Raw genomic sequence first — 22,589 nt, 5'->3', positions numbered from 1 at the left:
TTATCCGTTTTCCGCCTTATCCAGGGCGATTGGCTGATAATTCAAATTAATCAACGAAATTACATAGGGCAGCCGATGGTAATCGCCCTTTTTAACCAACTGCAGTATACTCTCGTAAAATGATTGGCTGTGGCCTATCGAGCGTTCTATAGCGCTGATTACCTTAACAACCATACCTTCATCCAAATTGCGCTCTTCAGATAAACAAGCACATACACCGAAAAACCGGATGAGTATATAAAAGAATATCATCAAAAAATAGGCATCAATGTACTTATGCGTGTAATACTTCTTGGAGAAGATAAAATTTACGAAATAGTTTTCATAAATATGACGGATGCCGTTTTCATAAGGCAGGTAATGCTTATTGTAGCCATCCAGCAACTTCTGCACCTTATCACCGGTAATAACAGACTTATCCAAAAACCTTAGCTCATTATAGGCTATATTTAACAGGCCGGCCATGTTTTTTTCGGTGATCCGGCTGAGCAATCTCCTGTCCACAGCTTCCTTAATCAGCTTCAACATGTATACGGGCTGGCCGGGCAATGATTGCAGCTGTCTGATAAGGCTTCCGTCCAGATTTACCAAATACCTTCTGATACCGGAAAGATCACCGTCCTTAAGCTTATTTACTATCATACCGCTGAGGGTGAGTCTGGTATCTATATCCATCTCCCGGTATTGCATTATATCTATAAGCAATTCTTCCGCCTCATAATAATTGCCTTTACCTGCCTTTTTCCTTTCCAGCAAGCTCCCTATTTTACCGTACTGCCCGTGCAAATCGGGGAAGTCAAACCCCTCCGGATCCTGGTAAAACTCCACTATATTTTTATTCTTTAGCGTTTTGGCAGCAGCCGGGCAGGCATAGGTAAGAGATATTTCATACCCACGCTCGGTCAGGAAAATATTGCGAGGAAATATTTTGCAGGTGTCGGATAAGGCTTCGATTCCATGTTTCCTCTGTATAGCGCATAACCCTTGTCCGTCCAAAAAGGGGCAGACCGCAGCATCAATTTCTTCCCTTTCCGCACCCTTCTTTTCTACATGCAGGCTCTTGATCCTGTTTTTCAGCCGGACAGACGCTTTGCCGCTCTTGTCTATCTTCAAGCTTTCGGGCAGCATGGCGGACAGTTCCTTATCCCGAGCAGCCAACTGCTCGTATTTCTTTACTGTGTGCTTATCTATAATGATGCTCCAGCGTTTGCAGCACTCGGTACAACACTCGCATTGAAAGTTAAGGACATAATCCGGAACAAGAAAATGTTTGCCCGGCATATTAATCCCTCCTTCCCATATCATATTGAGAAAGAAAGCCAACCGTAAGCGGTTGGCTTTCCAGTTAAGTCAAATTACCTGAGGAGTTGAAGTACTTGCTGGGGCTGCTGGTTGGCTTGAGCCAGCATGGCCTGACCGGCCTGACTCAAAATATTATTCTTAGTGAATTCCATCATCTCTTTAGCCATATTTACGTCACGAATGTTGGATTCAGCTGTAGTCAAGTTCTGAGAAGAAGCATTCAGGTTATTAATAGTGTGATCCAAACGGTTTTGATAAGCACCTATCTGTGAGCGCTGTTTAGATACTGCCGCAATAGCATTATCTATTACCGTTAATGCCGCGGTTGCCGTATCGTGAGTGGATATATCCAGTGCATATTCAATACCGGTATTGTCAGTACCATTAGTAACTTCTTGCATTGATCTATATTTAGCTCCCTTTACATCGGCAGCATTTCCGCCGGCAGTTGATCCGGAGACACCCAGGGCCCGAGCACGCATATCTGTAATATCAATTTGGAAGCCCTGACCAGTACTGGCTCCGATTTGCAGCTTAGTTGTGAATGTACCGCCGACTACTTCGGAACTGGTTTCTGTTTGAGATTTTGTTTCAAAGGACCAGGTAATTGTATCGTTTAAGGTATCAAACTTACTTGGGTCAAATGTTCCAATATTAACTACAACTTCACCTACACCATCATGCGCATTTAATTTGACAGAACTTTGCCCGTTAGCTACATTAACTTCTAAACCTGCAACAGGGTTACCGTTTTTGTCAACACTCCCTGCCTCATATAGTTTTGCTTCATATTTTGTACTGACACTAAATTCTACATAGTCTGCTCCTGCAGTGGTATTAAAATCGGTAAGAGCATAATCAGCAAGGTGTATTGTTACGTCGGCACCATTTACTGTAAATGTAGCACCACCATTTACTACTACAGCAGCATTTGCTGCATCATCAAGTGTTGTCCATGATCCATCTGCATTTAGTTTTTCAAGAGCAGGTGTATTAACTGTTCCAGTACTTATTAATCTATACTTTCCATTCTCAAGGGCTGCATCACCATCTATTGTCAAGGAATCATTATCATCAATACCACCGTCCGTCTTGCTGACAGTTGCGGTTTTACCCTTATTTTCTATTACTATCTTATGTTCCCCATCAGCCAAGCCCCTGGCAGAAACAACACCTTCATCAGATACCTTATCGTTTTGGTAAGTATTGGTAACAGTCACCGCTGCATTATTGCCAATCTGATAGTCATTGCCGCTAACGCCAGCAGTTTTAGCAGTTATCAATAGTTTGTCTGTTCCGGATTTAGTAATAAACACATTATCTATAGCACTGTTATCTACATTGTAATTTAAGGTACCTGTAGCAGCCTTAACAGGAGTAGCGCTTTTTCCTGACAAAGCATCAACAATTCTATCCACAATTTGCTCTGGGTTCCTTGCAACATTTAAGTCAATAGCAAAATCCGCACTTCCCGTATACTTACCGTCCGCACTATCATAGAAGTCTACTTTCTTACCGTTAATTACGATACCGGAACCAACCAAATCTTTGGTAGTTGCATTCGAAAAATCTATTACCGAAGTAGCATTTTTACCGATTGCACCAGTATTACTAATAGCTGAAAATTCCGTTACTACTAGTGTTCCTTTGTCAAGTGAAACCTTACCTGAAGTACCAATACCCTGTAGTTTTCCGTTTTCATCCATAGTAAGTGCTGTAGTCGAGATCGTAAGTTTACCCGTAACATCTGCTGCAGCAGTATAATTACCTTTTAAATTGCTATCTGCAGAGATTATTCTACTAATTTCATCTTTTAAAGCAGCTGCAACATCTTTACCAGTTGTATAGTTAGTACCATCATTAGAGGTCGCAAGTGTAATTGTATCACCAGATGACGAAGCGGTTACTCCCACAGCACCGGTATTCTTAGCAGTAGTATTAACAGTAAGTGTTCTTGTGCCTATTGTGATAGTAAAGGATTTGTCCTTATAGTCACCGGCAGTAGTTGGGGTGACAAACGTAATATCAGCACTCGCTAATTGTTCTGCCGCACCCTCACCGCCACTCATACCAGGTACCGTCAAACCATTCCCTGAAACCTTTACAGCTGCCGTCGGATCAGTTCCGCCACCATTAAGCACCTTTGTGTCGTTAAACTCAGTAGTATTACCAATACGGTTAATTTCAGAGGTCAGCTGGTTCATTTCATTCTGAAGCGCAACACGGTCTTTATCTGTGTTAGTATCGTTAGCTGACTGAGTAGCCAATTCCTTCATACGGTCTAAAATGCTATGAACCTCGGTTAATCCACCCTCAGCTGTTTGTAAGAGGGAAATACCGTCCTGGGCATTCTTACTGGCCTGGTCTAAACCTCTGATTTGAGCGCGCATTTTCTCTGAAATCGACAGACCGGCAGCATCGTCAGATGCACTGTTGATACGCAAACCGGATGACAACCTGGACATATTCTTCTGAGATAAACTACTTGCTGCAGACATCTGGCGATAAGTGTTAAGCGCCGCAATATTGTGGTTAATAATCATACTATGCATTCCTCCCTGAAAAATAATTTTGGCATCCATGCCATTTAAGAAAGCTACCAACTTAGCTTCTTAATCATATTATCGACAGGTTTTTATTTAACTTTAGTGACAGTATAGAATTTTTATCTTTTAGCCAAAATAAAAAGCCTGAACCGTACGGTTCAGGCTTGAGTTATCTTTACAGCATATTCAAAATATCCGCCGGAATTTCCGGCAAGGGACTTACTTTATCCGCCGCACCTAACTTAATAGCTTCCTTGGGCATTCCGAAAACAACACAGGTGCTTTCATCCTGAGCAATAGTTCTGCCTCTAACCTTTTTAATCTCCAGCATACCCTGGGCCCCGTCTCTCCCCATACCGGTCAATAAAACTCCCATTACCCTGTCCCCGTACGTCCTGGCTGCCGATGTCATAACCACATCCACGGAAGGGCGAAAACTGCCCAGCGACACAGGAGCTTTGCCGTGGCTTAGATTTACTGTGACAGATCCCGGCCTGCCCTGAAAAGTAAATTCCATACCGGCAGGGGCCACCAAAACATGACCCGGCCGCACAGCTTCCCCGTGAACGGCATGACTCACTGTAAGCCGGCATTTCCGGCCCAGGCTTTCGGCCAGAGCCTGGCTGAAACCTACCGGAAAACGCTGCACCAGAACCACGGCAGCCGGACTAACCCATCCATTTCAGGCATTTCTACATCCATAGTCACAACATCAGGCTTTAACTGGGGAATACGCTCCAAAGCCTCTTTACCGTTGCGTGCCGTCCCGATAACCTGAAATTCACCCTGCTCTTCCAACAGGCGGCTGATTAAATTACGGATCAGCGCGGAATCATCAACTACCAGAACCTTTATTTTTGTCATTAGACTAAATCCTCACTGCTTAATTCTTTGACCAGTCCACGAACGTCAACAATCAAGGCAAGCTGCCCGTCTCCAAGAATAGCCGCACCGAACAGGATAAATAACAGGAAGATCAATGTTTTTATGATCCAATGACCATCCAGGGCAGTCTGTGATATAATAATTACGAAGGGAGTGATCCCATGACGGAAAATGGTCAAACTGACACAAAACATCCACACCACCCTCATGACAAAGGCTATAAACAGCTACTCACCAACAAAAAGACATTCCTGGAGTTGATCAGAACCTTTGTGCAGGAGGAGTGGGTGAATGAAATAGATGAAGACAGATTGATCCTGGTTGATAAGTCATACGTGTTGGAAGATTTCAGTGAAAAAGAGGCAGACGTGGTATATAGGCTGCGGATGAAGGAAAGGGATGTCATATTCTACATACTTCTGGAACTACAATCCACTGTGGATTTTCTGATGCCCTTCCGCCTGCTGCAATATATGGTGCAGATATGGCGGGAAACTTACAATAACACTCCGAAAGAAGAAAGGGAGCGCAAAGGTTTCCGTTTACCCGCAATAGTACCGGCTGTACTTTACAACGGTAAGAACAGTTGGTCTGCTAAGATGAATTTCCGGGAAATGTTGGCTGACCACGAAAAGTTCGGGAGGCGAGTGCTGGATTTCAGCTATATACTTTTTGACGTTAACGGGTACAGCGATCAAGAACTGTACGAAATGGCGAACTTGATTTCCAGTGTGTTTCTCCTGGATCAGACAATGACCCATAAGGAACTGATCAGTCGTCTGCGGAAATCAATCAGGGTGTTGAGGAAACTGACCCCGGATGAATTCCGGCAATTCATTGTCTGGCTCAAAAATGTCATCAAACCGAAAATGTCGGGCCAACTGCAAAAGGAAATCGACCGAATAATGGAGGAAACCAACCAATCGGAGGTGGAGTTTATGATTATGAACCTTGAGGTAACCCTGGATGAGATGCAGCAGCAGGCGGAGGCCAGAGGAGTAGAAAAAGGCAAAGCGGAAGGCTTAAAGGAAGGTGAACTGCGAAAGGCGATAGATACGGCTAGAGTGGCCTTGAAGAAGGGATTTTCTATTGATGATATTGTAGAAATAACAGGCTTGGACAAGAACATTGTCCAAAAGCTAAAAAATGAGTTAAATTAAAAGTGAGGCCCGGTTAATGGATTCGCTCAGTTCAACAGGTACCCAATGCTCATGTGGATGTCTTAATGTTTGTGTAAATGGCTAGACTTACCAATAAAGCAGTTAGCCACTTATGCAAGACATAAGAAGTAAAACAATTGGGGAATCAACAAAAACCTGTTTAAAGACACATTACAGAAAATATTTGAAGCTGAAATGGAAACACACCTGGGTTATTCTACTGAAGAAGTTTTTGGTCTTTTAAAGGAATGCCTGATTAACCGTCTTGCCATTCAACAGACAAATCGTTCCTGGTTGAGTATTACGCAACCTTCATCTCAATTGGTGGAGATTCTCAATGCATTGAAATGTGAGGTTGTTATTGATAAAAAACGTTTCGAGCCAGTCCTAAAAGCAGCAGAGCGTTGGATGTAGGGACAAAACTCTAAACCCATAAATACCTACATTTAGTAAAATATATCGCCAAACTTGGTTTTTATTGTAAAGATAACTCAAGCCTGAACCGTACGGTTCAGGCTTGAGTTATCTTTACAGCATATTCAGAATATCCGCCGGAATTTCCGGCAAGGGACTTACTTTATCCGCCGCACCTAACTTAATAGCTTCCTTGGGCATTCCGAAAACAACACAGGTGCTTTCATCCTGAGCAATAGTTCTGCCTCTAACCTTTTTAATCTCCAGCATACCCTGGGCCCCGTCTCTCCCCATACCGGTCAATAAAACTCCCATTACCCTGTCCCCGTACGTCCTGGCTGCCGATGTCATAACCACATCCACGGAAGGGCGAAAACTGCCCAGCGACACAGGAGCTTTGCCGTGGCTTAGATTTACTGTGACAGATCCCGGCCTGCCCTGAAAAGTAAATTCCATACCGGCAGGCGCCACCAAAACATGACCCGGCCGCACAGCTTCCCCGTGAACGGCATGACTCACTGTAAGCCGGCATCTCCGGCCCAGGCTTTCAGCCAGGGCCTGGCTGAAACCAACCGGAAAATGCTGTACCAGAACCACGGCAGACGGAAAATCCTTGGGCAGTGCCGGCACCAGGGTCTGCAGCGCGGCCGGCCCGCCGGTAGAAGAACCTATAACCAACAGATCTGTTTTGCCCGAGCGTGATGCCGTCGCCGGCCTGGTCACCCTGGAAACCACCGGCCGCCCGGTCATTCTCTTCATGGCAACCTTAGCCGCTATCTTCAGCTTTACCGCCAAATCAGAAACCATCTTGCCGAGTTCAGAAGATTTGGAAGGCTTTGCGACAAAATCCACCGCACCGTAGGCCAGAGCGTCAATAGTCGCCTTGGCCCCGGCAAAGGTATGGGCGCTCAACATAACTACCGGAACCGGGTTCTGGCGCATCAGACGCCTGAGTGCCGCTAACCCGTCCATTTCAGGCATTTCCACATCCATAGTCACAACATCAGGCTTCAGCTGAGGAATACGCTCCAAAGCCTCTTTGCCGTTGCGTGCCGTCCCGATAACCTGAAATTCACCCTGCTCTTCCAACAGGCGGCTGATTAAATTTCGGATCAGCGCGGAATCATCAACTATCAGAACCTTTATTTTTGCCATTAGACTAAATCCTCACTGCTTAATTCTTTAACCAGTCCACGAACGTCAATAATCAGGGCAAGCTGCCCGTCTCCAAGAATAGCCGCACCGGATAAGCCGCGCACCTGTCCCAGATAACTGCCCAGAGATTTAATAACAATCTCCTGCTCACCCAGCAGCCGGTCAACAGCCACACCTATCCTTCTTGACCCGACACCCAGCACAACCACATAAATCTTATTTTCAGGCGTGTTGCTCGCTTGAAAAAAGACATCAAGACGAAGCAAAGGCAAAATATCTCCCCTGACAATTATAACTTCTGTGTTTCTAATCAACTTAATTTCTTCCTGGCCTAAGCTCAAAGTCTCTACTACATTAGTAAGCGGGAAAGCATAAACCTGACGATCCAGTGCCACCATTAATGTCCTGATAATAGCCAGCGTCAAAGGAAGCTTAATAGTGAATTTGGTTCCTTTACCTGGTGTACTGCTGAGCTCCACCATGCCGTTAATATTCTCGATTTGAGTACGAACCACATCCAAACCTACACCGCGCCCGGATAAATCACTGACAGCATCGGCAGTGGAAAATCCGGCCATAAATGACAGGTTAAGTATATCGCGTTCGCTCATGCGATTTGCGGTATCATAATCTAAAATGTCTTTTTCTATGGATTTCTGACGAATTACATTGGGGTCCATTCCCCGGCCGTCATCTTCCACAGTAATCAGAATCTGGCTTTCTTGATAAGACGCCTTCAGGATCAACTTGCCCTGCACCGGCTTGCCAAGCCTGATACGCTCCTCAGAAGTTTCCAAACCGTGATCCACGGCATTCCTGATCAGGTGGATGAGAGGATCGCCGATTATCTCAATAACATTCCTGTCCAATTCAGTTTCGTGGCCTTCCACGATAAAGTCAACTTCTTTGCCGAGTTTATGGGCAACATCCCGCACCATCCTGGGAAAACGATTGAAAACATGAGCGACCGGAAGCATCCTGGCCTTCATGATCTCTTCCTGCAAATCACCTGTTACCTGCCCCAGGTGATTGGATATCTCGCTAATCACTTCTACCAGGGCGTCCGACCCGTATTTTGTTTCAAAAATCTCAGCAAATTTATCCAATCTGGTGCGATCAATAACCAACTCTCCTACCAGATTCATTAAGTTATCCAGTTTCTGCACATCCACCCGAACAGTTTGAATACCCTTCTTTTCTTTCTCCGCGGAATCTGTCTTACTATTTTCTTCAAGTCTGGCTTTATGTTCTTCCACAACTAATTCCACTTCTTCTTCAGCAGGCAGCACTAATGGCTTAACCTTTACTTCCCTGACCTCCGCAATACTCAAAAGCACATTTCTCAGACTGTCAACATCTTCTCTGGTAATCAAGATAATCTGGAAGTCATTTTCAAATTCGCCTTCCTGGATCTTTTCCACTTCAGGATCGCATTTAATAATATCCCCGATTTTCTGCAACGTTTCAAATATCAGATAAGCCCGTACTGATTTCATTTGAGTGTCGTAATCCAGTTGAACAAACAGCTGATAAGTACGAAAACCCTTTAATTCAGCTTCACGAACCGTGATTTCATCCACATCTTCCAGATGTATTTTATTATAATATTCGTCTTCTTCAAGTTGAAGCGAGTTCGCGTCGCCGTGTTCCTCATTTATTCGCGGCTCGTTTAATTTCTCTGTTTCCTCCATATTAGCTGCATTGCCTGTTCTGATGTCCCTCAATTTAGTTATTATTCCTTCTGTTTCCGCAACCTCAGATACCTCTCCGACCACTTCATCACGCAAAAGCCTTAAGGTATCCAGGGTCTCAAAAAGCAAATCTATTAAGAAATCGGAAACACCCATACGCCCCTGCCGCAATTCATCAAACAGGTTTTCCATCTCGTGAGTGAGATTTGCCATTTTCTCAAATCCCATGACACCTGAGGAACCCTTAATTGTATGAGCCGCACGAAAAATCTCCTGCATTACGACAGGGTTTTCCCCTTCCCGTTCCAGTAGCAAAATGTTTTCGTCAAGTATTTGTATTTTTTCATCCAATTCATCCAAAAAAACAGCTATTTCTTCGTTTGAGAATGAAAACACTATTATCCACCTCCTTTAACTATGATTAAACTTCAGAGAGATTTATTATCCTGCCTCTGCATTTGCGGAATCAGGGTATCAGTTGTATTTCCTTCTGATTTCTGATCTTCAGTTTGCAAAATCATAGGCTCAGACTGTTCATATTTGCTCCGCACCACCACTATATCCACCCGCCTGTTCATTTGTTTGTGATCCATAGAATCATTGGGCACACGAGGGCGATATTCACCATAACCTGTGGCGGCAAGGCGCTCGGGGGGAAAGGACATGGTTTTGATTAATTCCTGCACTACACTGGTAGCCCTGGCAGCGGACAACTCCCAATTGGATGGGTAGATAGCCGTATTTATCGGTATATCGTCCGTATGACCTTCGATTCTTATATAGTTGTCTGATTTTAAAAGGATCTGTCCCACTTCCTGTACAATATTCTTGGCCTTGGGAGTAAGCTGCGCCGATCCTAAAGGAAACAGCACCGGGTCGAGAAAGCTTACCACAAGTCCCCGTTCCTCAATAGAAACCAGTATATGACCGGTCAAATTTTTTTTCTCAATAAGATCATGCAATTCTTTCTGCAGTTCCTTTAACTGCTCCGCTTCTTTTTGTATCTGCTGCACTTGTATCGGAGGCGACGGATTGCTTTCAATAGCGGAAGGACCGGCACCCGGCAGAATATGTTCCGACCCCCCCAGAGCAATACTCAGGCTGCTGGCCATGGCGACAAATTTCTGGTTGCTTATTTCGCTCATGGCAAACATTATTATAAAAAATATCATTAAGAGGGTTATTAAATCAGAATAAGTTATCAGCCAGCGCTCACCGTTTTCTTTCTCAGCTTTACCTTTTCTTTTCCTGCTCATTAATCCTCCTCATAGGGTTTATTGCCGGGCGGTCTCTTATTAGGGTTCAAATAGGCGTTTAACCTCTCTCTAATCAGCAGCGGGTTATTACCTCCCTGCAGCGCTATGACACCTTCCATTACCAGTTCTTTAATTATAACTTCTTTTTTGCTTACATTTTTTATCTTTGCCCCCAACGGCAAATAAAGAACATTGGCACTGGCAACACCGTAAAGAGTTGCAATAAAAGCCACGGCAATCTTGGGACCTAAAGTCGTCGGATCATCCATGTTTCCTAAAACATGCACCAGACCCATTACAGTTCCAATAATTCCCATAGTGGGAGCAAAGCCACCGGCAGCTTCAAAAAAGCTTGCCCCCACCTCATTGCGCTCCTCTAAAGAAATAATTTCTGTTTCCATGATATTGCGTACCAACTCTGCTTCAGTACCGTCAATAACCAGTTGAATACCTTTTTTTAAAAACTCATTATCCATCGAACTAATTTGATCCTCTAAGTACAATAAACCTTCCCGCCTGGCCTGATCAGCCAAATCAACTATCTGGTCAATAATTTCACTTTCCTCCGGAAGTTTCACGGTTAAGGCGTTTTTCAATATCTGTGGGATTACCTTTAAATCTTGAACGGAGAAACAGGCCACAGTAGCCCCAAAAGTGCCGCCGAAAACAATCAAAGCCGCAGTTTTTTGAATTAACGAGCCTACGTGCCCGCCTTCCCACATAAAACCCAAAACGAGGGAAAGCAATCCTCCCACAACGCCTATCAATACCGCTAAATCCATCCTAAAATCATTCCCCTCGCAAAACCTGCTGTAATTGGGATTACTAAATTAATTTCGCCTCCAGTCATAAACTTCCTGCAATAATAAGAAGAAAAATAGGTCCTTTTATTAATTTACATAGTAAATACTGTTATAATTTTAAATTATACTGAAATTTTAGTCAAAGAATTATTAGTACAGGAGAGCAAACTTACGTCATTTATTATAGATGTTATTTTTGTGCAGTTAAGGACATATCCATAGGAAGAGAAAAAATGCATGCCGGTAAACCAGGCATGCATTTTTTCTCTATAGCTTAAATCCACTGAGCATATCCCGCAGTTCATCTGCCATTCCGGCCAACTCCTGTGCGGCTGCCGCCTGCTGCTGTACTGTAGATGAAACCTGTTGAGTTGCCGATGATAGCTGCTGCGTCCCTTCACTGGACTGCTTGGACCCTTCAGCAATCTGTTTAATCGATTCCACACTTTGCTCAATCAATTCTATAATTCTATTCAGAGCGACCCCGGCCCGGTTGGCTATTTTAACACCTTCTTCGACTTCTATTGCCCCCAAATCCATCTTGTGATTGGCCTTTTGCATATCATTTTGAATCATTTCGATTATTCCCGCTATCTGTTTGGCAGATTCCGCTGATTGCTCCGCCAGCTTGCGCACTTCCTCGGCTACCACGGCAAAGCCACGTCCCTGCTCACCGGCGCGGGCTGCTTCAATAGCCGCATTTAAGGCCAAAAGATTAGTCTGGCCGGCTATGCCGGAAATGACTTCGATCACCTGGCCAATCTGCTGTGAACGATTTCCCAGCTCTTTAACGGTTATAAGCAAATCGCGGGTATCTTCTTGAATCTTACCCATTTTGACTACGGCATCCTGCACAGATCTGTTACCCTCATAGGCTGCCTGTTTAACATACTCGGCACCCTCAGCAGCAGTTTCCGCACCCGCGGTGCTTTCCTCTGATAACGCCGCCATGCCTTGAGCAGTACCGGATATCTCTTCAATTGTGGCACTGGCTTCCTCACCGACTGCCATGAGCTCCTCGCTGTGGCCAGCCAGCCTGGCAGCATTGTTCTTTATTTTCAGCATAAACTGCCGCATGGCTTCCGATATTTCGTTCACTGCCGCAGCCAATTCGGCTATCTCATCCCCGCCTTTAATATTTTGCACACGTGCTGTGAGGTCACCCTTTGAAGTTATTATCGCGCTGTTTGTAAGCAGTTTTATAGGTTTAGTAATCATCCTGGTTACAAAACAGCTGACTGCAATCCCACATAAAAAGACGAGAATAGATATGATAAAGACTGTGTTTTTCGCTTCGCCGCTAATATCCGCAACCGTTTGAGAAGATTTCGATATTTCTTCCTCTCTCCTTACAGTATATTCAGTAACCTTTTCTGTTAATGCCTTTGATATTGGCACACCTTTATCAACAGCTTGAGCCGTACCCTCGGCTATTTTACCCTGGTCAAACAACCTGGCGGTATCTTTAATAATATTATTATATTCAGTGCTCAGCCGCAGCATCTCTTCGCCGGCGCGGCGGTTTTCCTCATACCTGGCTTCTCTAATAAGCTGCTGCTCAATTCTGACGTTTTCCTCACCATATTGGTTGCATTGATCCATAAACTTTATATCATGATAAGCAAAGTATGCTCTAATAGTGGCTGACTGCATGGCTACATTATATTTGATTTGTTCAGCAGCCAGAACCCTCTTCAAAACAATCGGCACTTCGCTGTAGCTATTATTGATTTTCTCAAATTCAATAGCTGATATGACAGAAACTATAACTGTTAAAACTAATACTACTGCAAAACCGGCTCCGATTTTTGCTCCCAATCTTAGTCTCATTTAACAATCTCCCTCGCATGTTATTAGAATTATATAATGTACCTGATTGCCTCCTCTCGGAATTATTTTCTAAGAATTGCTATGTACAGTTATTTATTTCAACATCATTTTTGCAATACCTTTTTCAGAATAGTTCAATTTTTTTAGAAAAAACAGTATAAATAATTCCTTAATACAGATTTTTTTAAATAAAAACAGCCGGATGCACTGCCAAAAAGACAAGTAACATCAGGCTGTTTAAAAACTATTTGTTATTCATTTACCATTCATATTCTTCAATAGATCCTCTTATCAGGAATAACTCCTCTTACCCCACCTGCCGGATTTTCAATATCGCCAAAGTAGCGCGGGATTAAATGCATATGCATGTGCCAGATAGTTTGGCCGGCTGCCGCACCACAATTAACACCAATGTTATACCCGTCAGGCCGGTATTTTGCATCCAAGAATTCTTTGCATACCGACAACAAGCCGTGCAATGCCTCTCTTTCTTCTAATGTGGCTTCAAAATAACCGGAGAAATGACGAAAGGGGATCAACAACATATGTCCACTGGTTACAGGATATTTATCATAAATAGCAAAGGCCAACTCGTTTTGCAATATATTTTCTTTAACATTACAAAAAGCACAGTCCATATTATCCCGCCTTCAATTTAAAAATTTGTGAGAGACTTAATTACATTGCTCAATGTTCCCTATAATGGTAATATTATATTATGTTCAAGAGGAGGAGTATGAAATGTCTTACCCTTTAGGGCAAAGAGACAAGCATTATACATACGAGGATTATATGCAACTGCCGCAGGATACCAGGTGCGAAGTAATAGAAGGAATACTATATATGACACCTTCACCTTCAATACAGCATCAAAGGACAGCCGGTAAATTATATAATCTGATTGCAAATTATATAAAAGCAACAAACAATACTTGTGAAGTTTTTATTTCACCGTTAGATGTGTTATTGCCGGAAAACAATCAAGATGTAAATCATGCAAATACAATAGTACAGCCGGATATTTTTGTTGTTTGCGATAGTTCAATAATAACTGAAAAATTTTGTACAGGATCACCTGATTTAATTATTGAAATCGTTTCTCCCTCTTCACCTTCAAGAGACTATGTTAAAAAACTGCATTTGTATGAGAAGCATATGGTCAAGGAATACTGGATAGTAAACTATATCCGCAAAGAAATTTTAGTTTACAGACTGATGGAAAATGATGAATATGGGGAAGCCATAGTATTTAAGGATAATGAGCAAGCCAAGGTGGAAACCTTGGGAGAGTTATATATCAGCTTAAACAGCATATTTGATTGAAAAAGCTAAAGACAGAAGATTTCCGGTCTGTTGACAATAACTTGTGTCTTTATTAATCATATATGATTTTGGAATGCTTGATCAAAAAAACGCCATAATCAATCTTTTATTTAATTGCATGTTAAGAATGGATTTTATGAACAACAACAATATAATGGCAGCTAACCATACATATCACTTCGATTTATTCTCTATATTAGTTTTACATAGTCCTGAGCACCATAAAAAAAGCGATAAATGATAACCACTCTATTTGGTTCATCAACCTTATAAACCAGCACATAGTTTTTAATGGTTGCCTTTCGGTAGGTTTCCTTTTCCAGGTGAGCATTATGACACCGTTCATACATAAACGGATTATTTTTCAAATAGCCATAGTATTTTTCAACCTCATCAAGGAAATTTGCAGCAACTATGGGGTTTGCAAGCTCGACAGCAATATACGCTACGATATTGTCCAAATCCTCATGGGCAAGTTCCGAAACAACTAACTTATACATTGTATTTTTCTCTTATACTTTTCAAAGAAGAATCCCCTTCAAGCACCTTTCCTTCAGCTATTTGCGTTTCGGCGGCAGCCAGTTTATTATATATATCCAACATATACAATTTTTCTTCGTACATTTTTACGCTCATGATGACCATATCGCCATAACCATTTTTGGTAATATATATTGGTTCAGATGCCTCCTGACACATTTGAGAGATTTCACTTGTATTTTTCAAGTCTCGAATAGGGATTATTTTTGGCATAAAACCAACTCCTCTCAGTGGTATTATTATACCATAATTATACCACGCAATCAAGGATATTATCCAATAATCAACTTAATGTTAACGTTATTAATGATACAATGATATATATTAGGCGAGGGGATTAATTGTGAACATCCTCCGGGACGAGCCCGGAGGCTTCTACCCGTAAGGTTTCTCATTTCATTGAGAACTGCCCTGGCAAAGCAAGGTCTTACACTCTCTCATGAGCTACAGCACTGTGTTACCACAGCCTTGGCCCGGTCCATGGGCATCTACTACTCATCGTAGATACGTTTAAGCAGTTTTTTTCAGTGCCAACACCTTCAACCGTGCATATTCGACCTTCTCAGGTAACTTACGGCCTTTGGTGAATTTACCGTTAACCGATTTATCCAGAATTCCGGAAGCACCGACCATATCCCGGTGCGGGCCGGCGAAACCGCACTTGCCGCATTTATAGGTGCGACCTGTTTGCTTGGTATACTCTGCACAAGCTGGACAAGTACCCGAAGTACCGCGTTCATTCACTGATATCAGCTTAATGCCATGACGCTTTAACTCATACTCCAGCATCCTGCGTAATTCACCGAAAGTCCATTGACTCATCCGCTGGTTGTGCTTTTTAGTTTTATTTGTGCGTTCTTTATAGAGTTTCCTACCTTCCGGTGTATATGATGTTTCATTTGGATTTTTGAGATTTACTTTTTCCCATTTGACAAATCCAAGGCTAGTGATACCAATTGTTATGTTTTATAGCGGAAACCAAGAAAGTGTATTGGCTTTTTTCTAACATCAGTAACATATGTTTTGGTTGGACTCAAGGTGAGTTTAAGTTTAGTATTAAGATATTTTTCAATTCGCTTCTTCCATTTCTCAGCGTTTGATCTGGAGTTTGTTATCAGTATCCGGTGAGTAGCCCCAGGGAATCTCACCCCGAGGCCCTCTCAGGTAGGGTCGGGGACAGGCGCGGTGAGAGTCCTAGACCTTGTGAGGCCAAACTGTTTCTCCCCTTTCGAGCGAGTGTCCCCCCCAAGCGGATCATCTGTCCCGTTTCCAGCCCCCGCCTCGTCAAACGCAGCGTGAGGATTTCCCGCACTGCGCTTTCCTGCTAACTTCATATCAAGGGTTATGCGTGTCCCTTCTTTTTATCAGATTTTTAATTTGCGATTATTAATTTTTATGGCTGCTTCACTGAATACTTACCGAAAACGAATCTGTCTATTAGATTGAATTGATGGAATTGTCATCGGGAAGAGCGGCGTGAGTTTCCTTTGCGCCAATGATTTTAAGCTCAAACCCGGCAAGCACCTTTCGCATGGAGGCAAGCTTAGCGGGATTTCCTGTGCCGTAAATGATTGTCTGTTTCATATGCCCATCACCTCTTTGTCGAGCATCTCCAGTATCCGGTTCAAAGATGCCGACCAATTCTCATCCGAAACATCAATGATGTGCGCCTGAATGGGTAGAATCCCTAATATCTGCATTTGACGGTTTTTTCGCTCCTCCTCAAATGCAATTCGTTCTGCTGTTGCCAAGGTCTGTCCTCGGCTTTCCCTTGCTTTTGCAAGCCGTTCGCCTACATCCTCTGATGAGAGATAATACAGAAGGGGCCCATACGGTGACATTACCGCAAGCAATGATGTCAAGTGGCTGGCAATCATCCCATTCGTGGCGTTATAATTTTGTATCAAGTCGTTTGCGCGGTGATACAAAAAGCTGCCGTCAAAAATCATGTAATCTGATTTTACTTGGTTTTGGGAAATAAACCGCCGCCAGCAATCTGTATATACCTGTGTGTACTGTTCCGGCGTGATGGGATTCTGTGGACGATAGAATCCTTCCCGTACTTTCAGCGCGTCCAAAAGCGGCGGCGCAAAAAAAGGAGCATTTGTGTCGGCGTAGCGAACCAGAACATAATCGGATTCTTGGATACTGTTTTTTAGCAAGTGTTCTGCTTCATTTGGGTAGTTCTGCAAGAGCGCGGTAAACTCGGGTTTTGACAAGCAGGCACAACAAAATAAATCCACAGGATTGTCCACATTGCCCTCCAAATAGCAGTCCGCCGAATCACCGCGCACATTTAATGCTTCGCACAGCTTCTTCGCCGTGGTAGACTTTCCAACACCCGATACGCCTTCAATAAAAATCAGACAGGTCATTGCGCCTCCCTCCGAATCATGATGCCTTTCACATAGTCCGACTCATTGTGAAATCGCATAGCGACAGCCTTTTCCTGCTACTCCTTCGCCCTCTCAGTAACTTCTCGAATAAACGCGCTTTTGGCCTCGGTATATCCATCCCGGTCAAGTTCAAATCGCTTAAATAATTCACGCTTGAGCGCCGCGTATTCTGCCGCTGCTCCGGGGTGAGCGATAAGGTAATCACGGAAAATCAGCTCGTCCCATCTCCCGGCGTATCGCACATGAATATGGAACACCTTTTCGGCAAAACCGCAGGGCGTGTAGCCTTTGAGAATCATCAAGTGAGGCGGCTGCTCGTCTATTGTCAGTGCGGGTGGCTGCAGACATACATATTCACCTTCTGGCAGCGCCGCTTTCAATCTATCTATATCCGTATCGGGCTTAATTTCAAGCAGAATATCCACCGTAGGCTTGGCGAGTAAGCCGGGAACGGCGGTGCTGCCGTAATGACTGATGCGTTCGATGTTTTCAGCGCCAACCAGCCGTGTCAAATTCGCCTTTTCCTCTGCGAACCACCTGGGATAGGCGGGGTTGTACTCCCGCAGGACAATTGGAAACAGCGCTGCGCGGTGGTCCATATTCTGTTTGATATCGTGGAAAGCGGGGATGCGTTTTTCATAGAGCGCAAGTGTGATTTTTCCCTCGCTTTGCTCCCGTGTTTCGCCGGTATCCCAATATCCCGCTTTTTCATAACAGCGCCGATTGGCGGGTTGGTCGGCAGGAAAATCCAAAGACCAATGGGATGCGTTCGGAAACTTCGACTCGCAGAGTAAAACTGCCCTGCTTGCAATACCTTTACCCTGCATCTCCGGCAAGACATACAACCTCGCAAGATAGCACTCGCCGGGCCGCCCATTCCGCTCGCAGGCGGCGATACTGCCAACCAATATGCCGTCTGCAAAAATTTTAAATACCTTCCAGTTCGGGCGTTCAAGCCAGTGCATGATTTCGTCTACGCCGCGCAAGAATGGGTTACCCTCGTCGTGGTAGATGTCGTATAGCCGCTTGAAGGCCTTTTTCTGAATGGCAGCCATAGCCTCGGCATCTACAGTGGCGGCGGGTTGTAATGCGATGTTCATAGCCAGTCCCTCTCTTTCAACCACTGCACTGACTGCCGCAAGCCTGCAATGGTCTTAGTTTCCAGCACACAGCGGCATTCCTGCTTCTGCAAAGGACCCAACAGCAAGGTTATATCAAAACTGTCATCTGCAAACGCCGACAAGTCCAATTCATTACCCTGAGTAATGTTGATTTTCTGTTCTGGCCTCAAGCTCTCATTAGAAAACAACAATCCACTTGCCCATGTTTTGCCGTTAATCATCTGATTTTACCAAGATAAGTTTGCTCATACCTTCCTCGCTTTCATCACGATGCTCAGCGGAAACCGCTTCGCTTTGCGGGACGCATAATATTTGCTTGAAAACTCGCAATCCCCCGCCAATGTGTCTTGATCCGTTTCTTCCACCACACGCGCATTGGCAAACCCCGTGCACGCCAGCGCATTGATATAGTCAGACAAGCGGCGGTTATACAGCGTAGGCGGGTTGCCTGCTTTCTCAAAGGAAACAGGACCCCGTCTTGCCCATTGCGAGTGTCGTAATTATCTGCCAATACCTCCCAAAGTTCTTTGTTCTGGTTCATTTTCGCCTCTTCCTATTCCTTCAAGCTCTGCTTTACGGTCGCCTTGCCTTCGGTAAACTTCACTTCGCCCATGGGAAAATCCAAGTTTTCCATAGAGGTTTTGAATAGTATGGAAGAAAGCAGTAGTAAGAAATTCTCAGCTTTAAAAGCGGAGCAGACCAAAGCCGAGGCGGAATTAGCGGATTCAGATGCTCTCCATCGTAAAATTCAATACTGATGCGGCAAATACCAGAATATCCAAAACGAGTACCGCACGGCCACGCTGGAGGCAAAGAAAATGCTGCTGTTTACAGTATCGAGCTCAAAGCTAATTACGAAATGTCAATTGAACTGAATCCTCGTTTTGAGGACTTAATGGAGGGGCTTATCGATCTTCCAGCCGGATTTTCACATAAAGAATATTCTGTTCATCCTTAATGTCAAAATTCCTGATCTAAGATTGCTATCATATCTGCCTCTGATCACATTAAACTTCAGTACACAATCCTTCCATGGTTAATCCCCGAATTATAGGAAACGTCTGACTCTGTTGCAGTATTCCACATATTTTTCGCCGTATATTTTTCTTAGCGATTCTTCCTCCAGCAGGATTTGCCGGTTAAAAAGCCATATTCCTGCAATCACATAAACCAGTATTATCCAATTTGAAATAATCAAAAATACGCCTGTCAGAATCAATCCGAATGCCGCATATATGGGATTGCGGCTGATTGAAAATGCGCCGGTGGTAATAAGCTCCCCTGGGTGATCTTCATCTAAACCGACACGAAAGCTTTTTCCAAATGAAATCAGTGCGTATACAAAGAATAAAATCCCCATGATACATATACCCACGCCTGCCCAGGAGACCAATTCATTATGAAACAATTCAGCTCCGATTTCAGTCGGACCAGACGCGCTTGAGAACACAATGTAGAATAACAGCAAGGCAAATGGGGGGATGAAGAAATCCTTCTTATCCATCTCGCCAAAACGAACCGCTTTTATCCCCAGCTTTTTTAATTGGAAAGCCCGGAATAAAACAAGAATTATTAGCAAAATCAATGTTACTGCTGCGATATATCTCGCCATACCGTTTCCTCCGTTCCTGTCTGTCCGCATGATGTAATAGATTTTGCATCCGGAACACCACATTTTTTTATATAAAAAAGATTTTGCGGGCTAGGCAGGCATACTGATCTGCTCTGCAAATTGGAAGTTGTAGTTTATTCTTATACCACTAAAGGAAACTCACTGAATAATAGAATGGCTGTGAATATAAAATTCTTCCTGACTTGGCTGGTGTTTTTTCTCTAGGCTTTCCAAACCCTCGTCAAAGCGCCCAGCTTCTTGTTCGTCTATCTCAAATACAGGACTTTGATAGTAAACCCATTTTCTTCCGTCCAAGACATCTGGTTTGAGTTCTTTTACCATCATTGCCGCCGGATATGTCCCATTCTCAAGACAGACATTGTACTTTTTGCAACTCTTAAAACCACAGCTTACATAATTATTCGGGTTTCCAAATATTACAATAACATCATAACCAAGTGCGCCCGCCTGTTCAAATGAATACTCCATTAGTTTTTTTCCATACCCCTTTCTCTGATATTCTGGCAAAATGCAAACCGGACCGAAAGTAAGGGTGTCTTTTTCTTCCCCAGACTCATCAATTAGTTTTGTTTTCGTATACATGATATTCCCGATGATTTGATTATCAACTTCAATCACCAGATCCAACTCCCGCAGAAAATCTTTGTGGGGTCGCATAACATGAACTAAATAGTGTTCAATGCACCCCGGAATATATAAATTCCAAAAAGCTTTCCTTGTAATTTCTTCTACTTTCTCATAATCTGTTTCTTCTTCATTCCTAATCTTAATCATTTTGTTCATTTATATCCTCCTTAAATACAAAATTACCTACTCAGCAAACTGGAATTTGTCAGCTTCCGGTTACGCTTGTTAGCGGATAAATAATAATAATGCGAATGTTCATTTTAGCGGTATGGTTGCTATCAATTCGCGGTATAGTTGCTCCGTACTTTCGCTGTTACGGAAACTTATATATACATCTTTCTTGTTAGTTCGTTCAATCTTTATTGTAGGAGATGACTTCGATTGAACAAAGAGTAAAGTTTCACCGAGGGTATCTGATTTGAAATTTCCTTTTAGGGCTTCTCCGATACCGCCATAACCATTAGTCCTTGCGCCAATACCAATATCGCTCATACTTTTCTCTATAAGAGATATATCAGCAATTTCAGAGAAGTCAATGTTTAATCCATACATAGCTTTTATTTGTATGCGGTCATCAAGTATGCTTGCGTCAGGGTCTTTTTCACCATAAAAAAACAACGCACCCACCGCAATAAGAATTATTGCAGAAATTGAAGTTATAGCGATAATGACCGCTTTTGGCGTCTTTGATGTTGAATCATCAGTTTTATAAGTAACCGATGTGCCTCTGTATTTGTTATAAATCCGATTATATGCAACGATTAAGACAACAATGCCGGGAACGCATATAATTCCTAATAAAATAGCGCCTATTATAATGCTGAAAAGTGACAATATACCTATCACAACCATACAAACGGTGTAAATTGCCCACATCAAACCGTTCGCACGGTTGTATGCGGAAATATCCGCTATTTCTTCAGGCCTTACGGTACTTCCTGACCAAAAGTGCATCGGGTCTTTACGTTTGAACGCCCAAAGAGCAATTACCCCAAAAATCAATGAGCACAGCCAACATATAGTGGCAAATATGATATTCGCAAACGACATTCCTGTTTCCTCCTTGCCATCTTCCGAAAAATACAAATAATCTGCATTTATGATATCAGAAAAATTATCCAAACAAAAGAACTCAAACCACGAGGGCTCGAGTCCTTTTGCTTCAATATCTGATTGGTAAGTTAGGTAATGAAAGATGACACATTAATTTGCTTTATACTTATATTCCTCGCTATACCTTACTCCTCGCTATCACTCTTATCTTTTACCTTCTTTATTATGGCTACAAGCAGCGAAATGAATAAACCTACAGCCGATACAATAAAGAGAATTAGCGCAGAATTATCATTCGCATCTTCAACAGAAAATTGGGCAGATAGATTCCCGAAAAGGTTAAAAGCAGCTATTACAAGAACAACAGAAAAGGCTATCGCTATGATCAGGGATATTGCTGTTTTCCTGTTTTGAGCTTTTGGAGGCAGATATGCGTTTGCCGCTATCGTTCTAATAAGATAAATACCCATGCAAACCATGATGATTACCATAATGTTTGCAGGATATTTAAGCCAGCGAATCCCCGCTCCATAGAGTCCGCAATCAAGTAAAAGAGCATAAAACATTAGTAAGAACATTTGATTACCAATGCTATTACGTTTTTCTTTTTGCATTTCATCCAAACCATTTTTATTTATTTTCATACTCATCATCCTCCCAAAAAAGTTGATCAAGGGTTTTACCAAGAATCTTACAAATCGAAATACACAAGTTTATCGAGGGATTATAGTCGCCTTTTTCAATAGCGTTCATTGTTTGGCGAGCAACTCCGACAGCATCCGCCAGGTCTTTTTGTGTCATGTCTTTTGCTGCACGTGCAGCCTTTATTCGCAAATTTTTCCCCATCGCTATCA

General features: G+C 43.1%; 26 protein-coding genes. 3 read left to right on the top strand and 23 right to left on the bottom strand.

Annotated elements, in window-relative coordinates; translation table 11 throughout:
• The 5 genes from fliB to DTOX_RS22810 form a co-directional block, all read right to left on the bottom strand.
• Positions 1 to 1,281 carry a flagellin lysine-N-methylase gene (fliB, locus tag DTOX_RS03240; protein ID WP_015756296.1) on the bottom strand — a complete coding sequence of 427 codons (1,281 nt, stop codon included), beginning with the start codon at positions 1,279 to 1,281 and terminating at the stop codon, positions 1 to 3.
• Positions 1,282 to 1,355: 74 nt separating this feature from the next.
• Positions 1,356 to 3,845, bottom strand: coding sequence for a flagellin N-terminal helical domain-containing protein (locus tag DTOX_RS25225; RefSeq protein ID WP_015756295.1), 2,490 nt, complete (start codon positions 3,843 to 3,845; stop codon positions 1,356 to 1,358).
• Between the two features lie 178 nt (positions 3,846 to 4,023).
• The gene (locus DTOX_RS03230) at positions 4,024 to 4,506 is read right to left on the bottom strand and encodes a CheB methylesterase domain-containing protein (RefSeq protein ID WP_015756294.1); all 483 of its coding nucleotides are present in this window, start codon (positions 4,504 to 4,506) and stop codon (positions 4,024 to 4,026) included.
• Entirely contained in the window at positions 4,479 to 4,712 is a 234-nt protein-coding gene (locus DTOX_RS25080) for a response regulator (RefSeq protein WP_015756293.1), read from the bottom strand. Before DTOX_RS25080 ends, DTOX_RS03230 begins: the two co-directional genes overlap by 28 nt.
• Positions 4,712 to 4,927, bottom strand: a complete 216-nt coding sequence (locus tag DTOX_RS22810; RefSeq protein ID WP_157862837.1) for a hypothetical protein — start codon at positions 4,925 to 4,927, stop codon at positions 4,712 to 4,714. The genes DTOX_RS25080 and DTOX_RS22810 overlap by 1 nt, the downstream gene beginning before the upstream one ends.
• Here DTOX_RS22810 and DTOX_RS03220 point away from each other — a divergent pair.
• Together DTOX_RS03220 and DTOX_RS03215 are read left to right on the top strand one after the other, a co-directional pair.
• A complete protein-coding gene (locus tag DTOX_RS03220) occupies positions 4,895 to 5,893 on the top strand; it encodes an Rpn family recombination-promoting nuclease/putative transposase (RefSeq protein WP_015756292.1) in 999 nt (332 codons plus the stop codon). The two genes, DTOX_RS22810 and DTOX_RS03220, sit on opposite strands and share 33 nt — an antisense overlap.
• A 195-nt stretch (positions 5,894 to 6,088) precedes the next feature.
• Positions 6,089 to 6,307 carry a hypothetical protein gene (locus tag DTOX_RS03215; protein WP_015756291.1) on the top strand — a complete coding sequence of 73 codons (219 nt, stop codon included), beginning with the start codon at positions 6,089 to 6,091 and terminating at the stop codon, positions 6,305 to 6,307.
• A 114-nt stretch (positions 6,308 to 6,421) separates the two neighbouring features.
• Here DTOX_RS03215 and DTOX_RS03210 read toward each other — a convergent pair whose 3' ends face one another.
• From DTOX_RS03210 to DTOX_RS03185, 6 genes are all read right to left on the bottom strand, one after another.
• Positions 6,422 to 7,462 (bottom strand): protein-glutamate methylesterase/protein-glutamine glutaminase, encoded by a 1,041-nt coding sequence (locus DTOX_RS03210; protein ID WP_015756290.1) that lies wholly within the window; start codon positions 7,460 to 7,462, stop codon positions 6,422 to 6,424.
• A complete protein-coding gene (locus DTOX_RS03205; RefSeq protein ID WP_015756289.1) occupies positions 7,462 to 9,549 on the bottom strand; it encodes a chemotaxis protein CheA in 2,088 nt (695 codons plus the stop codon). Before DTOX_RS03205 ends, DTOX_RS03210 begins: the two co-directional genes overlap by 1 nt.
• A 32-nt stretch (positions 9,550 to 9,581) precedes the next feature.
• Complete coding sequence (locus DTOX_RS03200; protein WP_015756288.1) at positions 9,582 to 10,409, bottom strand: OmpA/MotB family protein; 828 nt, start codon at positions 10,407 to 10,409, stop codon at positions 9,582 to 9,584.
• Complete coding sequence (locus tag DTOX_RS03195; RefSeq protein WP_015756287.1) at positions 10,409 to 11,191, bottom strand: flagellar motor protein; 783 nt, start codon at positions 11,189 to 11,191, stop codon at positions 10,409 to 10,411. The genes DTOX_RS03200 and DTOX_RS03195 overlap by 1 nt, the downstream gene beginning before the upstream one ends.
• 288 nt (positions 11,192 to 11,479) lie before the next feature.
• Positions 11,480 to 13,042, bottom strand: coding sequence for a methyl-accepting chemotaxis protein (locus tag DTOX_RS21250; protein WP_015756286.1), 1,563 nt, complete (start codon positions 13,040 to 13,042; stop codon positions 11,480 to 11,482).
• Between the two features lie 275 nt (positions 13,043 to 13,317).
• Positions 13,318 to 13,680 carry an HIT family protein gene (locus tag DTOX_RS03185; RefSeq protein WP_015756285.1) on the bottom strand — a complete coding sequence of 121 codons (363 nt, stop codon included), beginning with the start codon at positions 13,678 to 13,680 and terminating at the stop codon, positions 13,318 to 13,320.
• A 103-nt stretch (positions 13,681 to 13,783) separates the two neighbouring features.
• Here DTOX_RS03185 and DTOX_RS03180 point away from each other — a divergent pair, with 103 nt between their 5' ends.
• Positions 13,784 to 14,365 carry a Uma2 family endonuclease gene (locus tag DTOX_RS03180; protein WP_015756284.1) on the top strand — a complete coding sequence of 194 codons (582 nt, stop codon included), beginning with the start codon at positions 13,784 to 13,786 and terminating at the stop codon, positions 14,363 to 14,365.
• Positions 14,366 to 14,556: 191 nt separating this feature from the next.
• Here DTOX_RS03180 and DTOX_RS03175 read toward each other — a convergent pair whose 3' ends face one another.
• The 12 genes from DTOX_RS03175 to DTOX_RS03115 all read right to left on the bottom strand — a co-directional run bounded on the left by DTOX_RS03175 (position 14,557) and on the right by DTOX_RS03115 (position 22,581).
• On the bottom strand, positions 14,557 to 14,865 hold the full coding sequence (locus tag DTOX_RS03175) for a type II toxin-antitoxin system RelE/ParE family toxin (protein WP_015756283.1): 309 nt from the start codon (positions 14,863 to 14,865) through the stop codon (positions 14,557 to 14,559).
• A complete protein-coding gene (locus tag DTOX_RS03170) occupies positions 14,858 to 15,118 on the bottom strand; it encodes a type II toxin-antitoxin system prevent-host-death family antitoxin (protein ID WP_015756267.1) in 261 nt (86 codons plus the stop codon). Before DTOX_RS03170 ends, DTOX_RS03175 begins: the two co-directional genes overlap by 8 nt.
• A 297-nt stretch (positions 15,119 to 15,415) precedes the next feature.
• Positions 15,416 to 15,856, bottom strand: coding sequence for a zinc ribbon domain-containing protein (locus DTOX_RS03165; protein ID WP_278184587.1), 441 nt, complete (start codon positions 15,854 to 15,856; stop codon positions 15,416 to 15,418).
• 486 nt (positions 15,857 to 16,342) lie between these two features.
• The gene (locus DTOX_RS22805) at positions 16,343 to 16,489 is read right to left on the bottom strand and encodes a hypothetical protein (RefSeq protein WP_015756281.1); all 147 of its coding nucleotides are present in this window, start codon (positions 16,487 to 16,489) and stop codon (positions 16,343 to 16,345) included.
• Positions 16,486 to 17,280 (bottom strand): P-loop NTPase family protein, encoded by a 795-nt coding sequence (locus DTOX_RS03160; protein ID WP_015756280.1) that lies wholly within the window; start codon positions 17,278 to 17,280, stop codon positions 16,486 to 16,488. The genes DTOX_RS22805 and DTOX_RS03160 overlap by 4 nt, the downstream gene beginning before the upstream one ends.
• Positions 17,281 to 17,357: 77 nt before the next feature.
• Positions 17,358 to 18,401 (bottom strand): bifunctional GNAT family N-acetyltransferase/GrpB family protein, encoded by a 1,044-nt coding sequence (locus DTOX_RS25075; RefSeq protein ID WP_015756279.1) that lies wholly within the window; start codon positions 18,399 to 18,401, stop codon positions 17,358 to 17,360.
• Complete coding sequence (locus tag DTOX_RS25070; protein ID WP_015756278.1) at positions 18,398 to 18,643, bottom strand: hypothetical protein; 246 nt, start codon at positions 18,641 to 18,643, stop codon at positions 18,398 to 18,400. Before DTOX_RS25070 ends, DTOX_RS25075 begins: the two co-directional genes overlap by 4 nt.
• 827 nt (positions 18,644 to 19,470) lie before the next feature.
• Positions 19,471 to 20,034, bottom strand: a complete 564-nt coding sequence (locus DTOX_RS03135; protein WP_015756274.1) for a methyltransferase family protein — start codon at positions 20,032 to 20,034, stop codon at positions 19,471 to 19,473.
• Positions 20,035 to 20,193: 159 nt separating this feature from the next.
• Positions 20,194 to 20,838: a GNAT family N-acetyltransferase gene (locus DTOX_RS03130; RefSeq protein ID WP_015756273.1), complete on the bottom strand. Its 645-nt coding sequence runs from the start codon at positions 20,836 to 20,838 to the stop codon at positions 20,194 to 20,196.
• Positions 20,839 to 20,937: 99 nt separating this feature from the next.
• A complete protein-coding gene (locus DTOX_RS03125; protein ID WP_015756272.1) occupies positions 20,938 to 21,804 on the bottom strand; it encodes a hypothetical protein in 867 nt (288 codons plus the stop codon).
• A gap of 116 nt (positions 21,805 to 21,920) precedes the next feature.
• On the bottom strand, positions 21,921 to 22,379 hold the full coding sequence (locus DTOX_RS03120; protein WP_015756271.1) for a hypothetical protein: 459 nt from the start codon (positions 22,377 to 22,379) through the stop codon (positions 21,921 to 21,923).
• Positions 22,366 to 22,581, bottom strand: a complete 216-nt coding sequence (locus DTOX_RS03115) for a helix-turn-helix transcriptional regulator (RefSeq protein WP_015756270.1) — start codon at positions 22,579 to 22,581, stop codon at positions 22,366 to 22,368. The genes DTOX_RS03120 and DTOX_RS03115 overlap by 14 nt, the downstream gene beginning before the upstream one ends.
• Between the last annotated feature and the right edge of the window lie 8 nt (positions 22,582 to 22,589).

This window comes from Desulfofarcimen acetoxidans DSM 771 (genome assembly GCF_000024205.1).
Taxonomy (GTDB): domain Bacteria; phylum Bacillota; class Desulfotomaculia; order Desulfotomaculales; family Desulfofarciminaceae; genus Desulfofarcimen; species Desulfofarcimen acetoxidans.
Note: the sequence above shows the minus strand (reverse complement) of the source record. Positions and strands in the feature narration are given on the sequence as shown.